Annotated in this window: 11 protein-coding genes and 4 pseudogenes; 8 read left to right on the forward strand and 7 right to left on the reverse strand. The window is 58.7% G+C overall.

All coding sequences use genetic code 11. The annotated features are described in order from the left end of the window. Window positions 1–5: 5 nt before the first annotated feature. From tnpB to AOA62_RS32675, 5 genes and pseudogenes are all read right to left on the reverse strand, one after another. Window positions 6–227, reverse strand: a complete 222-nt coding sequence (tnpB, locus tag AOA62_RS32670; RefSeq protein ID WP_143521905.1) for an IS66 family insertion sequence element accessory protein TnpB — start codon at window positions 225–227, stop codon at window positions 6–8. A 77-nt stretch (window positions 228–304) separates the two neighbouring features. After that, the gene (locus AOA62_RS23595) at window positions 305–622 is read right to left on the reverse strand and encodes a transposase (protein ID WP_099549934.1); all 318 of its coding nucleotides are present in this window, start codon (window positions 620–622) and stop codon (window positions 305–307) included. Between the two features lie 266 nt (window positions 623–888). Beyond that, window positions 889–2050, reverse strand: a pseudogene (locus AOA62_RS23600) (IS3 family transposase). Between the two features lie 63 nt (window positions 2051–2113). Then, window positions 2114–2326 (reverse strand): annotated as a pseudogene (locus AOA62_RS23605) (type II toxin-antitoxin system HicB family antitoxin); the annotation flags it as partial. A 307-nt stretch (window positions 2327–2633) separates the two neighbouring features. Then, window positions 2634–2750: pseudogene (locus AOA62_RS32675) on the reverse strand (DUF159 family protein); the annotation flags it as partial. Between AOA62_RS32675 and AOA62_RS23615 the strand changes: the two are divergent. Further along, window positions 2751–3203 (forward strand): annotated as a pseudogene (locus AOA62_RS23615) (DUF4113 domain-containing protein); the annotation flags it as partial. A gap of 402 nt (window positions 3204–3605) precedes the next feature. Here the strand turns inward: AOA62_RS23615 and AOA62_RS23620 are convergent. Next, window positions 3606–3824 (reverse strand): hypothetical protein, encoded by a 219-nt coding sequence (locus tag AOA62_RS23620; RefSeq protein WP_099549936.1) that lies wholly within the window; start codon window positions 3822–3824, stop codon window positions 3606–3608. A 316-nt stretch (window positions 3825–4140) separates the two neighbouring features. Between AOA62_RS23620 and AOA62_RS23625 the strand changes: the two genes are divergently transcribed. Both AOA62_RS23625 and AOA62_RS23630 read left to right on the forward strand, forming a co-directional pair. Continuing rightward, a complete protein-coding gene (locus tag AOA62_RS23625; RefSeq protein WP_099549937.1) occupies window positions 4141–5724 on the forward strand; it encodes a hypothetical protein in 1584 nt (527 codons plus the stop codon). Window positions 5725–6359: 635 nt separating this feature from the next. Then, window positions 6360–7001, forward strand: a complete 642-nt coding sequence (locus tag AOA62_RS23630) for a glycoside hydrolase family 25 protein (protein WP_099549938.1) — start codon at window positions 6360–6362, stop codon at window positions 6999–7001. A gap of 5 nt (window positions 7002–7006) precedes the next feature. On the opposite strand, the gene AOA62_RS23635 is transcribed toward AOA62_RS23630, so the two are convergent. Continuing rightward, a complete protein-coding gene (locus tag AOA62_RS23635) occupies window positions 7007–7636 on the reverse strand; it encodes a CatB-related O-acetyltransferase (protein WP_099549939.1) in 630 nt (209 codons plus the stop codon). Window positions 7637–7803: 167 nt separating this feature from the next. Here AOA62_RS23635 and AOA62_RS23640 point away from each other — a divergent pair, with 167 nt between their 5' ends. The 5 genes from AOA62_RS23640 (at window position 7804) to fecE (ending at window position 14159) form a co-directional block, all read left to right on the forward strand. Beyond that, a complete protein-coding gene (locus AOA62_RS23640) occupies window positions 7804–10209 on the forward strand; it encodes a TonB-dependent receptor (RefSeq protein ID WP_099549940.1) in 2406 nt (801 codons plus the stop codon). A 276-nt stretch (window positions 10210–10485) separates the two neighbouring features. Continuing rightward, a complete protein-coding gene (locus tag AOA62_RS23645) occupies window positions 10486–11406 on the forward strand; it encodes a Fe(3+) dicitrate ABC transporter substrate-binding protein FecB (RefSeq protein ID WP_099549941.1) in 921 nt (306 codons plus the stop codon). A gap of 2 nt (window positions 11407–11408) precedes the next feature. Further along, window positions 11409–12398 (forward strand): iron-dicitrate ABC transporter permease FecC, encoded by a 990-nt coding sequence (gene fecC / locus AOA62_RS23650; protein ID WP_065911865.1) that lies wholly within the window; start codon window positions 11409–11411, stop codon window positions 12396–12398. After that, complete coding sequence (locus AOA62_RS23655) at window positions 12395–13363, forward strand: iron ABC transporter permease (protein ID WP_099549942.1); 969 nt, start codon at window positions 12395–12397, stop codon at window positions 13361–13363. Before fecC ends, AOA62_RS23655 begins: the two co-directional genes overlap by 4 nt. A 4-nt stretch (window positions 13364–13367) precedes the next feature. Continuing rightward, the gene (fecE, locus tag AOA62_RS23660; protein ID WP_099549943.1) at window positions 13368–14159 is read left to right on the forward strand and encodes a Fe(3+) dicitrate ABC transporter ATP-binding protein FecE; all 792 of its coding nucleotides are present in this window, start codon (window positions 13368–13370) and stop codon (window positions 14157–14159) included. Window positions 14160–14394 lie beyond the last annotated feature (235 nt).

The following is a 14394-nucleotide window of genomic DNA, read 5'->3' on the forward strand; positions in this document are numbered from 1 at the left end:
CTCCATCACATCCTCGACATAGATACCACCAATGCCTGGAGCTGCTCAGAATTCAGCTCCATTAGGTCGCCATGCCGATTACTCGGCCAGGAAAACCTCCTCTGATGCAGACGCCGTGCCGCCAACCAAACGCCCAGTCCGTCGTGCACCAACACCTTCATGCGATTGCCTCGGCGGTTGGCAAAGAGATAAGCACAGTGCGGCTGCGCCGCACCGAAGACAGCCACGACCCGGGCGAGCGCTTACTCGGTGCCGGAGCGCATATCCATCGGTTCGGTGGCCAGCCAAGTTGCGTCGATGCGGATCACGAAGCAAGTCCACGGACAAAACTGACACATCCTTCGGGATCGGAAGACGGCCATTTCACCGTGATGGTGTGCTCGCCAAATGGCAGCTCGATGATCACCGATGACTCGGCCTGCCTTTTCGGGGCGACCTTTACCGGAACAAACGCCGACAGGGTTGCGGGTAGTTGATCTCGGAAAAGTGGTAGCCAGTTACGGATCACGTTGGCATTGATGCCATGACTGATGGCCACGCTGGAAATGGAGGCGCCGGGCTGCAGGCATTTCTGGACAACCTGGGCTTTGAACGACTTGGAGTAAGAGCTTCGTTGGCGCATTTAAGGGCTATCGCGTCCGCTTAGAAAATAAGCGGACACCATCGCCCTTAATTTTGGAGATCGGTAGGCGTGTTCACCGTTCGCTTCCACCTAAGCGCAAGGTGGGATGCCCGGATGGTTACCCCAAGTCGTCGTCAGCGAACGGTTAATCCGTTAATCGTGTTGATTGCGCCGCTCGCCAAGCGGCGCAATCAGATGATTGTTCTGCGTGGTTTCTGAGTTTAAGCTGCCTTTTTCCTTCGGCCTTCCAAGTCATCTTGTAGTGGTCAACTAATCCCGGACACGACGTTAAGTTTTTCCTCTGCCCGCGCTGGCGCCAACCCATCGTTGAATTGGTGAGGCCGAATCCAGTTGTAGCGATGCATCAAAAAATGGCTGATATCGCGCTGTGCTTCCTGCGCAGTTCGATAGCCCACGGTCGGTATCCATTCTGTTTTCAAGCTGCGAAATACGCGCTCCATCGGTGCGTTATCCCAGCAGTTTCCTCGTCGACTCATGCTCTGGCGCATGCGGTATCGCCACAACCGCTGGCGAAAGAGTCGGCTTGCATATTGCGATCCCTGGTCCGAGTGGAATAGCAGATCCGAAGGCCTGCCACGCTGCTCGTAAGCCATATCCAGCGCTTTGATCACCAGCTCAGCGTCTGGCTTTCCGACAGCGCCCAGCCCACGATCCGACGCGTACAAAGATCCAGGACGACAGCCAGGTAATGCCACTTTCCTTGCGCCCAAATGTAGGTGATATCGCCGCACCAGACTTGATTGGGCGCTGGCACATCGAACTCGCGGTTCAATGTGTTCGGGATATCCAGTCTTTCTACTGTTGCTTGCTTGTAGGCATGGGAGCCGGGTTGTTTGCTGACTAAATCAAGCTCGCGCATCAAGCTACGCACTTTGAATCGACCGAGTTGCTCACCGTCTTCACGCATCAGCGACAGGATGCTGCGACTGCCCGCAGAGCTGCGACTTTGCGAGAACAGCTCACTGACGCGACTACGCAATCGAAGCCGTTCAACATCCGGCGTGCGGCGCCGCAGGCGCTGGGCGTAGTAACACGAGCGAGTGACGTCAAACACCTTGCACAGCCAATCAACCGGCTCATGGGCGCTCAACTGGTCAATCAGCGCGAACGCTCGTGATCTTCCGACATCAAGAGCGCAGTAGCCTTTTTTAGTATTGATTTCTCTTGCTCAAGCCGAGCAATCCGGGCTTCCAGCTCCTGAATTTTTTGCTGTTCCGGAGTCAGTGCCTTGCTCTGCGGGGTAACGCCTTTATGTTCTTTCTGAATCTGGTCAACCCAGCGGCGCAATGCCGATTCACCAATGCCGAGTGAACGGCTGGCTTCGATGTAGCTGTAGTTTTGTTTGAGCACAAGGTCGGCAGCCTCGCGCTTGAATTCAGGAGTAAAGGAGCGGCGTTGTTTGGTCATCTGACACCTCGATCTGGCGAGCATTCTCGCCTAAATGGGTGTCCGGTTTCATTAGACCACTACAATGACTTGTTCACCTGGCTCTGGTGCGGACGCCTCTGGAATAGCTCGGCGCTGATCCACGTAGATGGACAGAGTTGTTTCAATCGCGTCCACCGCTTCACTGATGGCGTGTTCTTTGTCGTCGCCGTAGCTGTTCAGCTCTGGCAGGTCGCGGCAGAACACGGCCAGCCCTGGTGCGCTGTCTTGCTCAAAGCGGGTTGCGTAGTTGTACATGGTCACTCCTTGGAGGTGATCGCCCAGCGTTCAGATGTGGTGAAGGGGCTCTCGCGAACCCGTGGTGACATCATCACGGATGACGCTTACGAGAAGTGCATCGAGCAGAAGGGCGTGAAGTTTTTCTGCGCCGGCCCAGTATCCGACCACCAGCGTTTGGTTGATGTGTATTTCGGCTCCAAGCCAGAGGGCAACATTGACGCCTCCGCGCTTGTCGTTGATGGCGAGAGCCTGATGCATGTCGCAGTGGATGACACAACCGGCTTGTGGAAGACGCCAATCCTGCAAACGCGGGTATACGCCATAGGTAGGGCTGCTTCTTCGGGCCGCCTTCGTCTACCAACTCAAACCAGTTATCGATGGGCGTGATTGCCCGGTGCGGCCAGATCGCGCGGAAGAACGGGCCGTGGGCCACTTTCTCGACGCCTCTGAAAAGCTGCGAGCTCAAAACTCGCTGTGCAAAAAGGTCCGTGTCTTCATCCGCACGGGCATGTTCAACCCCGAAGAAGCCAAGTATGCCAATGGGGTAGTGGTGGATATGCCGTATCCAACTGACGACGTGCGCCTGCTGACAATGGCTGCAGTTGACGCCCTTGACCGGATTTTTCGACCAGGCTTCAAGTACAGCAAAGCCGAGGTGATGTTGCTCAACCTTTGCCAGCCAGGTGAATACACGGACGATCTATTCGCGGTGTCTCAGCCAGCCGAGGCCACCAGAGTGATGACCGTGCTGGACCAGATCAATGACATGTGGGGAAGGGGGACGCTGCGGTCGGCCAGTGTACCGACAAACCCCGACTGGGGGATGCGCCGGGAAATGATGAGCCAGAGCTACACCACAAAGCTCGATCAGCTGTGGTCGGTTGCATGCAAGTAGGGGGTTGGGGTGTTCGGTCGGCAGGACGACGAGAGGAGTAGCATGCGAATAAAAAACACGAAGCCTTGGCCTTAATGACCTGGTTTAGCACCAGTTACTAACCCTTTGGTGCATTTACCAGCTTCGTGCGGTTTGAGGCTCCCCCAGCCGTACCGAGCATCGACCGATCCTAGACGGGCACGATTTCTCATGGCAGCGTCTAGGGGGCAACTAGCTATGTGGATTAAGCTGGCTTCTCCCCGAAGCATAGAAGGGCGCGTGCGGTCGATACCGTCACAGTGAGGCTATGCTTCGCCCTTGCTCCAAAAATTTTGTCAATTCTTGGCCCTCCGTTTCAACTAAGGAAGAGTGATAAGCCTATACCGGATTTTTTTACCTAGGCAATCATGAGATTGTATCGATCTATGACGAGCAATAGGACGCCACGAGGACGGCCAGCGTCAGCTTGATGAACTTCTCGTTCTCATCAATGGTATCCAGAGCGCCGTGCACGTTCTTGGCTACATTGGCGGAGCCACGCTGCTCGACCCAGTTCGATATCTCCATGATGCAAGCCTCAATGGCCAGCCGGTTTTCGTAGAGCTTGGACATAAGGGAGGGGAGTAGGTCTGAGTTGGGCATCGGCGTTCCTCTGGTGGAGTGAACAGCTTAGCAGCCGGCTCTTGGGGGCCCACTCCAAGGCTATGAGTGTCCGCTCACGATCCATAGCTGCCAGTGTCCATCGGTTGATTTTGCTGACGTTTCCTAGGCGTAAGGCAGTCTATGCTTTCGAACTGGCCGGTTAGCTGACACCAAACGCCACAGTCCCAACAGGACAACCGTGGCAGACGATGATTGCACTGATCTTGCTGTTTTCGGCATGATGTCGTTGCGACACTATTGAGGGGCTTTTATTCATAGCCTTGATTCGAATTGAGCAGGGACAGCGAGGCAATGCATGACGCGGGATAAGTATGTATTTAAAGACTCGTCGCGGATTTACAAGCAAGCCAGCGATCTGGCTCTTGTCTTACGTAGCAGTATCAAGGGCTCCACTGAATGGTTCTCAGAGGTTGTGCAGGTACTGAAATCCCGTGGGTTAAACTCCCTTCACGATGATGACCAATGGCTTCAGGCCATCGACTATGCCAGACAGCACGTGAACTTAGTCGCGAGCTCGATTGATCCTCGAATCGCAATTCCCGCTCTATTACAGGCAGTGGATGACTTTTATTACCACGACGAAGACTGGAAGCATGAGGTGCCCATTTGCGGTTCTGCGATGAAGGCTTCCATCGCGATGATCTGGCCAAATCGTAATTTTCAGACGGCAGTTAATAAAAGCGCCGCACAACTGCTCAAATTAGTGCGGGCTGTTATGGCGTGGGAGCAATTAACCGGCAACTATGAACACTACAAGGTTTTTGGATTTGGCCCGGTTACTTTCCATCCCAAGGGCTTTGAGTACTCCAATGACAGGGACAGAGAGGTATTGGACCACTGGAATGCTATGGCTCTGCCATATGGAACCAATCAGAGAACGCTTGCACAATCTAAGGCGGTAATTTTTCAGTCCCCGACGAAATTTTGCGAGGCAGTGTCGTGTGTGTTGACGGGACAGAACCCAATTTCGATAAAGCTTTTCTCCGGTACCGTATTTGCGCTGGCTGGCAATAACCCGGCCTTTTGGTCAGGGCTCTATGCCCGCCTCGTTCTCCTGTCATGCGCAGCCAAGTTCAAGTTGGCCGGTTCCCATGCTCATAGCGGAGTCGTTTTGTTTGAGGAGTTTATAGCCGCTTCTGCTGGCTTTGGTCTGGAGGCTGAGTCTGCGCAAACGAGTATCAAAGCCTGCTTCTGGCAAAAGGACTGGTACCGGGATCGGGTGAAGGGCTATCCATCGAACATGCTCGTTGAAAGGCCCGCACTGCGCATCGACAACAAGACGTTTGCCACTTCTCTTTCGACGATTGTCGACTCCATAAACTGTTTTGTTGAACACTCGGTTTTCCGATACATGGGTTATGGCGGTGCTCCAGTGGACGAGGAGGCATTCCGTGTACATGTTTCGTTGCCGTTTGAGACGGATGCCGTGGAGGCATTTCAAGAGGCTGGCTGGAAAGCTAGTGGGGTTAGCCATTCTGGTTACTGGGCCGCAGATAATTGTCAGTTGATACGGGCCGATGGCTCGGTGGTGCCTGGAGAGATTGATGTGTTGGCTTTGCATCCTTCTGGCCTACTGGCGCTGGTTGTTGAGTGCAAGGTGCTTTCGCAGCCATTTTCAATGAGCAAGTTGACTAATGTAGTCGGCAAGCTGGGGGAAGCTGACCAGGATGGCTTTCATTCAAATTTAGAAAAGAAAGTCAATTGGTTGACTGCTGTACCCGCTCTGTATGGAGCTCAGGTCGAGGGCGCGTTGCTGGTGGACCAGGGCAGTTTTCTCGGTGAGGGGGCAAAGCATCCTGTTGTTGACCTAGAACATTTACGTGCCTTGCTTATCGATTTGAACGAGCAGGTCGAGATGGCGATTGCTGAGAAAGCTTGAGGTCAGAATGGAGAGTTGAGGTGTTGGTCAGCCGCGCTCTTTCACAGCTGGTACCGCTTCGGGTCATTTGTATGCTGAGTCAAGCCAGGCTATCGGCAGGACTATTTTAATGCTCTGATCTCTGAGTTTTGCCGAGCTTTTTTGGCACAAGTGATGGGCTGTTATTTTCCGGGTGCGGCCGTACGACGTGTCTCATGAGTCGTGGGCTATTTGGTGGTTTGTGTTCGGTCGGTGGGACGTCGGTCGCAGGGACTTTTTGTGCTAAAGCCAGTAGGGATATTTGCGGGGATTCGTTAATCCACGTTCAACATCGTTAGGCGTCGATTGCAGTGGGCGCCTACGTAAGGTGTTGCTGTTTAAGGCTTTCCAGAACGTCCGCTAGCATGGGGTGCTAGGGGTCGAGTGTTCGAATCACTCCGTCCCGACCATATTCTCGATCAAGCCCAATCTGAAAAGATTGGGCTTTTTCATGCGCGCGCTTTTGGGGTAACGCCCCAATCCTTCACCGTTATACCCTCTGCCATACCCTAGACATCCCTACGCAGGTAGTACATATATACGGATTTTCGGCGCCTAAGGATGAAAGTATCCGAGATGAAAGGTTGCATAAGGCACCCAGCGTCTTGGAGAAACTCATGAGTTGTGAACAGCAAACCCCTACCACCCATGCTCGTGGCATTGATGTATCGCGCTGGCAAGGAGAGATCGACTGGCGCCGCGTCGCGTCAGCCGGTGTCACCCATGCCATTGTGAAGATGACCGAAGGGGGCACCTACACTGACCCTCGGTTTGCAACAAACTTTGCCGGGATGCTGGCCCACGGTTTGACTGCGGGGGTTTACCACTACTTTCGTGCACTGAGCAGTACCCCCGGCGAACAACTGGCCAATATTCGGCAGCGGCTCTGCGAGGCCAACTTCGAGGTCGGGAAGCACATCCTGGCCATTGATGTAGAAACCTCGCGCAACGAAACGGCGAGCCCGGATCAGATGGCCGATGCCTTGTACGAACTGGTAATGCTGCTCAGCACGCAGGTGCTCGATGGCGCCCATCCCTACATCTACACGTCACCCAGCATCTGGGCTGACCGTGTGGCGTGGCGCAAGTACGATTTCAGCCGGTGCCCGTTGTGGATCGCCCACTGGGACGCCAAGCAGCCGACGGTGCCCGAAACCTGGCGTAGCCACGGCAAGCGCTGGCACTGGTGGCAGCACAGCAGCAAAGGCCAGGTCGATGGCATTCAAGGTGCCGTGGATTTGGATTGGATCAAGCGCTGAAGGCTTCAGCCAGCCGAACGCCCGCGCTGGCTGAGGTACTCCACAAACGGCCCGATATCCGTACTGCACAGCAAATGCGCCACATCACGCACCTCCGCCTCCGGCCAGTCCCACCAGCCGGATTGCTCAAGGATCAGCCGAGTCGGTTCATCAAAACGCCAGCGGATATGTTTGGCCGGGTTGCCGCCGACGATGGCGTAAGGCGCCACATCCTTGGTCACAATCGCGCCCGCAGCCACGACTGCGCCATTGCCGATGGTCACGCCCGACAGAATCTTCGCGTGGGAGCTGATCCAGCAATCATTGCCAATGATCACGTCGCCTTTGCTGCCACCAAAGTCGGTAATGTGCGCGAGGCTTTTCATCTTGGCCGGGAAGGGGTAGCAACTGAGCCAGTCGGTGCGATGATGGCCGCCCAAATACACTTCCACATTGCCGGCAATCGAGGTGTAGGCGCCGACACGCAGGGTCGTGCCTTCATGCCAGTCGTGCACCTTCAAATCGCCGTAGGTGCCTATGCCAAAGCTGTAGTTTGGATAGCGGTTGCGCAGTTTTTGCGTCGAGCGCTCCAGCGGGGAGAGCGCGCGTATTGCCTTGCGCGCTTTTTTTTCGCGCCATTTACGCAATAACTTCATGCGGTGAGCCTTTATGCAGAGATTGAAATCAGGCGACATCGTGAGCAATGGCTGCCCTCTATGCAAGACGAAGGCTTTATCTGCTGAAAAAAATCGCCAACCCCTGTCCCTTTTTTGCGCCTCGCCTGTCATTCCAGGCAAGTGAACAAAATCGAGAGCTTCTCCCCATGCCCGCAGTCCGACCCATGCGCTTGCGCCCGTTGCTGAACCTGAGCCTGATGCTGAGCCTCAGTGCCAGCCCGTTATTTGTCCCGCTCAGCTATGCCGAAGACAGCACCGCCCGCCGCAGTTACCAGGTGCCGGCCGGTAGCCTGAGCGCCGCATTGACGCGCTTCGCCGGGCTCGCCGGGGTCAATCTGTCGGTGGACCCGGCGCTGGTCAGCGGTCGCAGCAGCGCCGGCTTGTCGGGTGAATACGGCGTGGAGGAGGGCTTTGCCCAGTTGCTGACGGGCTCGGGCCTGCAATTGCAACCGATGGGCACGCAGGCCTACAGGCTGATGCCGGTGCCGGAAAGCGGCAGCCTGCAACTGGCACCCACGTCCATCGTCGGTACCACTGGGTTGGCCGATGGCGATACCTATGCCGGTGGCCAGGTGGCGCGGCGTGGCTCGCAAGGCCTGCTCGGCTCACGGGACTTTATGGAAACCCCGTTCAGCATGACCACCTATACCGCCGAGGCGGTGAAGAACCAGCAGGCGCGTACCCTCGGCGATCTGGTCGCCAGCGACCCTTCGGTGCGCGCCACCAACCCGGCGGGCGGGCGCTACGAGCAGTTCACCATTCGCGGGTTCAGCCTGTTCAACAGTGATGTGGCTTACAACGGCCTCTATGGCGTACTGCCGACGTACACCATCGACATGGAAATGGCCGAGCGCGTCGACATCCTCAAAGGCCCGAGCCAGTTGATCAACGGCATCTCGCCGCGCGGCAGCGTGGGCGGCGGGATCAACGTGGTGCCCAAGCGCGCTACCGACAAGGACATTACCTCGCTGACCGGCACCTGGGCGTCCGGCAGCCAGGCCGGTGGCGCGGTGGACGTGGGGCGGCGCTTTGGTGAGGACAACAAGTTCGGCATCCGTTTCAATGGCGTGAAGCAGTCCGGCGATACCGAATGGGATCACCAGAGCGTCGACCGTGAAATGGCGGTGCTGGGCCTGGATTTTCGCGGTGAGCGCCTGCGCCTTTCCACGGATATCGGCCACACCGAGCGCGACACCGATGCGCCGCAAGAACGTGTACAAGTCGGCGCCAATGCCCGGGTGCCGAGTGCCAATGACGTACGGCATAACTACGCACAGCCCTGGAGCAAAGCCCGTACCGATGACACCTTCGGCACGGTTAACGGCGAGTTCGACCTCAGTGACAGCGTGATGCTGTATGGCGGCGTCGGCGCGCGTAAAAGCAACCACGACTTCTTGCGTCACGCGGTGTCCGTCACCAACAACGCCGGGGATTTCAGCGTATTGCCACGGGATTTCACCCGCGATGAAAACGTGCGCACCGCCACCGCCGGGGTGCGCAGTTGGTTGCATACCGGGCCGGTCAGCCATGAGATCAACCTGGCGGCCAGCTACTTCTATATGGACTTTGAAAACGGCGGCGCCCGTTACGCGGCGGCGCCGAGCAACCTGTACAACCCGGTAGAAACCCCAACCCCTTCACGGCCAACACGCCTGGATTCCAAGGTCTACACCGAGAACCGCTTCAGTGGCGTGGCGCTGTCCGATACCCTGGGCTTTTTCGACGAGCGTTTATTGCTGACCCTCGGCGCGCGCTGGCAGCGGGTCAAGGTCGACGACTGGACCGACAACGTCAAAGGCGCTACGGCCTACGATGAGGAAAAAGTCTCGCCCTCCGGCGGCATCCTGTTTAAAGCCACCGACAAACTGTCGCTGTACGCCAACTACATGGAAGGCCTGAGCCAAGGCAAAATCGCGCCGTCGACCTCGATCAACGAAGATGAAATCTTCCCGCCGTTTGTCAGCCGTCAGGTTGAAGTGGGTGCCAAATACGACGCCGGCGCGTTTGCCGTGACGGCAGCGGTGTTCCGTATCAAGCAGCCGGCCTACGAAACCAACGCCACTACGCGGGTGTTCGGCCCCAATGGCAAACGCCAGAACGACGGCGTGGAGCTGAGCGTGTTCGGCGAGCCGCTCAAGGGCGTACGGCTGCTGGGTGGTGTGATGGTTATCGACAGCGAACTGACCCACACCACCAACGGTACTTTCGACGGCAACCGCGCCCCGGCCACGCCCAAGTACAACGTCAACCTGGGCGCCGAATGGGATGTGCCGACGGTGGAAGGCCTGACCCTGACCAGCCGGGGTATCTATTCCAGCTCGCAGTACCTGGACCAGTCCAACGTCAAGGAAATCGACGCCTGGACACGCCTTGACGTCGGTGCGCGCTATGCCTTCAAGGTCGACGATAAGCACATCACCTTGCGGGCGAACGTCGAGAACGTCGCCGATAAACGCTACTGGAGTTCGGCCGGTGCTTCGGATGACAGTGAGCCGGGCCTGACCCTGTCCACGCCGCGCACCTATTTGCTGTCGGCCACGGTGGACTTCTAAACGCAACGATCACGAGGGGAGGGCCAATGTGGGAGCTGGCTTGCCTGCGATACAGGCACCTCGGTCTGTCAGTAAGACCCGGTCGATGCTATCGCAGGCAAGCCAGCTCCCACACAAGCCAACTGCCACATAGCCCTGACCACATAAGCCAGCCCACACCACGGACGTGCCGCGTTAATAAGAATGTTTTTTGATTGCATCGCCTCAATATGGAATAGTACCCGCCGTTTTCCCCGGCCCGTCCAGCCGGGGTGTTTTAACGCCGAGGTCTTTGTCATGCGAATGTTGCGCTCCATCCCGACCCTTGCCGCCTGCCTCCTGGCGTTGTCTTCCAGCGTGTTGAACGCCGCGCCTATCGACCTTAATGACGGCCAGCACGCGGTGCACCTGCCGGATGCGCCCAAGCGCGTGGTGGTGCTGGAGTTCTCCTTTCTCGACAGCCTCGCCGCCGTTGACGTCACGCCGGTCGGTGCTGCGGACGATGGCGATGCCAACCGCGTCTTGCCGCGTGTGCGCCAGGCCATCGGCCAATGGAAGTCCGTGGGCTTGCGTTCGCAACCGAGCATCGAAGAAATCGCCCGGCTCAAGCCGGACTTGATCGTCGCCGACCTCAATCGTCATCAGGCGTTGTACAGCGACTTGGCGAGCATCGCGCCGACCTTGTTGCTGCCATCACGTGGGGAAGATTACGAAGGCAGCCTCAAATCCGCCGAACTGATCGGCACGGCCCTGGGCAAAAGCGCGCAGATGCACGCGCGTATCGCCCAGAACCGTGAGCACTTGCAGGCCATTGCCAAGCAGATTCCGGCAGGTGCCAGCGTGTTGTTCGGGGTTGCCCGTGAAGACAGCTTTTCCGTACACGGGCCTGACTCCTACGCCGGCAGCGTGCTGCAAGCCATCGGCCTGAAAGTGCCTTTGGTACGCGCCAAGGCTGCGCCGACTGAGTTTGTCAGCCTGGAACAATTGCTCGCGCTTGACCCTGGCTGGTTGCTGGTTGGTCACTATCGTCGCCCAAGTATCGTCGACACCTGGAGCAAGCAGCCGTTGTGGCAAGTGCTCGGCGCGGTGCGTAATCATCAAGTGGCCGAGGTCGATGGCGACAGTTGGGCGCGTAACCGAGGTGTATTGGCGTCGGAGCAAATCGCTGAAGACACCCTGGCGATACTCAAGGGCGGCAAAGCCGTATTGAGCCAATAACCGTGCAGCGCAGTTTCGCGGCGGCAGGCATTGTGCTGCTGGGTGCCGTATTGTTCTGGTACTCGCTGTACAGCTGGTCGCCGTTCACCATCACTGCGACGGATGCCTGGAACGGCCTGGTTCATCAGGGCAGCGTGGGCGGCAATATGGCCTATATCGTGGCGCAGCTGCGCGTGCCGCGTGCGTTGTGTGCGGCGTTGGTCGGTGCCTGCCTGGGCCTGGCCGGAGCACTGATGCAAGGCATCACCCGCAACCGCTTGGCATCGCCGTCGTTGTTCGGCGTGACGGCCGGCGCGGCATTGGGATTGGCCTTGTTTTCCACCGGTTTGGTCGCGCCGCCCTTTGCCGGTGGCGCCCTGTTGATGACCTGCCTGGGCGGTGCGCTGGCCTGGGTCACGGTGTTCAGCCTGGGCGGCGCGTGGTCGCCGACCACCGCGCAAGGTCGGTTGGTATTGGCCGGTGTGGCGGTTGCTGCGTTGTGCGCGGCCTTGACCCGGCTCACGGTGATTCTGGTCGAGGCCCAGGCCCAAAGCGTGCTGAACTGGCTGGCCGGGTCGCTGGCCAATGTGGGGGCGGCCCAGGTGCAACTGCTCTGGCCGTGCACGCTGATCGGCGGCGTGTGGGCGCTGTGGTGTGCGCCGCGCCTGAACCTGATCAACCTCGGCGAAGACGCCGCGCGCTCGTTGGGCGTCGGTATCGCCAGCCTGCGCTTGCAGGTGTTTGTCGCCAGCTTGCTGCTGGTGGGCGCCAGCGTCTGCGCGGTCGGCCCCATTGGCTTTGTCGGGCTGATCGCGCCGAATATCATTCGCCAGTTTCTCGGTAACGACTACCGCTGGCTGATCCCGCTCAGCGCGGCGTTGGGCGCGGTGATCGTACTGGGCGCCGACTTGCTCAGTCGCGCGGTGGCCTTTCCAGTGGAAACCCCGGCGGGCGTGGTCACTGCATTGATCGGCGCACCGTTCTTCCTGTTTCTTGCCAGGCGCACCCTATGATGCGGCCACGATTGCGCTTATGGCTGCTGCTGGGCTTGCTGCTGGTGGCACTGCTGGCGAGCCTCAGCGCCGGTACGGTGTGGCTCAAACCCGGCACCGTGCTGGAGCGCCTGCTGGCCCACGACGCCCTCGATTTTGAAGTGTGGAACCACCGCCTGCCACGCAGCCTGATCGCCATTCTGGCTGGCTGCGCCTTCGGCCTGGCCGGCGCGATTGTGCAGGGCGTGATCCGCAACCCGCTGGCCTCGCCGGAAATTCTCGGCGTGACCCAAGGTGCCGGGCTGGCGCTGACCGTGGCGATCATCAGCTGGCCGCACCTGCCGATTGCCTGGCTGCCACTGGTGGCCTGCCTGGGCGGCGCCGGTGGGGCCTTGCTGCTGGCGCTGTACAACACCGGCGTGAGTTTTTCCGGGGTGCGTTTTGCGCTGTCGGGGGTGGCGATTGCGGTGACCTTGTCCAGCGTCACCGAGTTTTTGATCCTGTCCCATCCGTTGGATATCAACACGGCATTGCTCGCGCTGACGGGCAGTTTGTGGAGCCGTAATTGGCACCATGTGGCGCTGGTGTTGCCGTTCCTGCTGTTGATCCCGCTGGGCCTGTGCCTGGCTAAACCTTTGAACCTGATCGCGCTGGGCGATGAGGCCGCCCACAGCCTGGGCACTGCGCTGGGCCGCACCCGCTGGTGGGCGATGGCCTGCGCGGTGGTGCTCACCAGCCTGGGGGTCGGCGTGATCGGGCCGATTGGTTTTATCGGCCTGGTCGCACCGCACATGGCGCGGCGCCTGGTGGGTGGGCATCACCAGTACCTGCTGCCGGCTGCGATGCTGATTGGCGCGTTATTGCTGGTGCTGGCCGACACGCTTGGACGCACGTTGATTGCGCCCAGCGAAATCCCGGCGGGCGTGCTTACGGCGGTGATTGGTGCGCCGTATTTTCTTTGGTTGCTGGCACGGTTCAAGGGTTGATGACATGAGTATTTTGCAGGCACACCAACTCGACATCGGCTACGGCGCCACGCGCATTGTGCAGGGCCTTTCATTTGCACCGCCGACAGGTCGCGTCACCGCGCTGATCGGCCCTAACGGCTGCGGCAAGTCGACTTTGCTCAAGGCGTTTGCGCGCATCCTCAAGCCGACCCAGGGCGAGTTGACCCTGGATGGCCACGCCTACGCCAGCCTGTCCGCTCGGCAATTGGCGCGACAGATCGCATTTTTACCGCAGGTATTGCCGGTGCCGGAAGGTGTCAGCGTGCGCCAGTTGGTCGCCTACGGCCGCAGCCCGCATAACTCGTTGTGGGGGCGCTTGAGTGGCAATGATCAGGCCCAGGTGACCCAAGCCATGCAGCGCCTGGAGCTGGACAGCCTGGGCGACCGCGCGTTGGCGGATTTGTCCGGCGGCCAGCGCCAGCGCGCCTGGCTGGCCATGGTGCTGGCACAGAATGCGCCAGTGGTGTTGCTCGACGAACCCACCACTTACCTCGACATCAGCCATCAGGTGGAACTGCTCGACCTGATGGGCGAACTGGCCGCCGAGGGCAAAACCGTTATCACCGTACTGCACGACATCAACCAGGCCTGCCGCTACGCCGACCACTTGGCGGTGATGCACGCCGGCAAGCTGGTGGCTGACGGCCCGCCCGCCCAAGTGATCAGCGCCGAGCTGATGCGCCAGGTGTTCGACGTGCAAGTGCAGATCATGCAGGAGCCGGTTTCCGGCACGCCAATGTGCCTGGTGGAAAAAAGCACTCGCATCCACGCCTGACCCTGTTCGCTCTCACGCACTAATGCTCGTTCCCACGCTCCGCGTGGGAATGCAGCCCGTGACGCTCCGCGTCACAAGGTTGCCGGTTGCAGGGCGGGACGCGGAGCGTCCCATGAGGCATTCCCACGCGGAGCGTGGGAACGATCAGCAGGAAAACATTATTTATATGAATAAAGTTATTCGCTAATAATGAAAGTAGAGAATATTAGCTTATGCCCAAATAGCATTATATTTT

Source organism: Pseudomonas sp. 2995-3 (assembly GCF_002742565.1).
Classification (GTDB): domain Bacteria; phylum Pseudomonadota; class Gammaproteobacteria; order Pseudomonadales; family Pseudomonadaceae; genus Aquipseudomonas; species Aquipseudomonas edaphica.

Excerpts from the sequence above, each read along its gene's own strand:
- AOA62_RS23640 (WP_099549940.1), top strand. The coding sequence starts at position 7,804 with ATGCCCGCAGTCCGACCCATGCGCTTGCGCCCGTTGCTGAACCTGAGC.
- AOA62_RS23595 (WP_099549934.1), bottom strand. The coding sequence starts at position 622 with ATGCGCCAACGAAGCTCTTACTCCAAGTCGTTCAAAGCCCAGGTTGTC.
- AOA62_RS23635 (WP_099549939.1), bottom strand. The coding sequence starts at position 7,636 with ATGAAGTTATTGCGTAAATGGCGCGAAAAAAAAGCGCGCAAGGCAATA.
- AOA62_RS23625 (WP_099549937.1), top strand. The coding sequence starts at position 4,141 with ATGACGCGGGATAAGTATGTATTTAAAGACTCGTCGCGGATTTACAAG.
- AOA62_RS23645 (WP_099549941.1), top strand. The coding sequence starts at position 10,486 with ATGCGAATGTTGCGCTCCATCCCGACCCTTGCCGCCTGCCTCCTGGCG.
- fecE (WP_099549943.1), top strand. The coding sequence starts at position 13,368 with ATGAGTATTTTGCAGGCACACCAACTCGACATCGGCTACGGCGCCACG.
- AOA62_RS23620 (WP_099549936.1), bottom strand. The coding sequence starts at position 3,824 with ATGCCCAACTCAGACCTACTCCCCTCCCTTATGTCCAAGCTCTACGAA.
- AOA62_RS23630 (WP_099549938.1), top strand. The coding sequence starts at position 6,360 with ATGAGTTGTGAACAGCAAACCCCTACCACCCATGCTCGTGGCATTGAT.
- AOA62_RS23655 (WP_099549942.1), top strand. The coding sequence starts at position 12,395 with ATGATGCGGCCACGATTGCGCTTATGGCTGCTGCTGGGCTTGCTGCTG.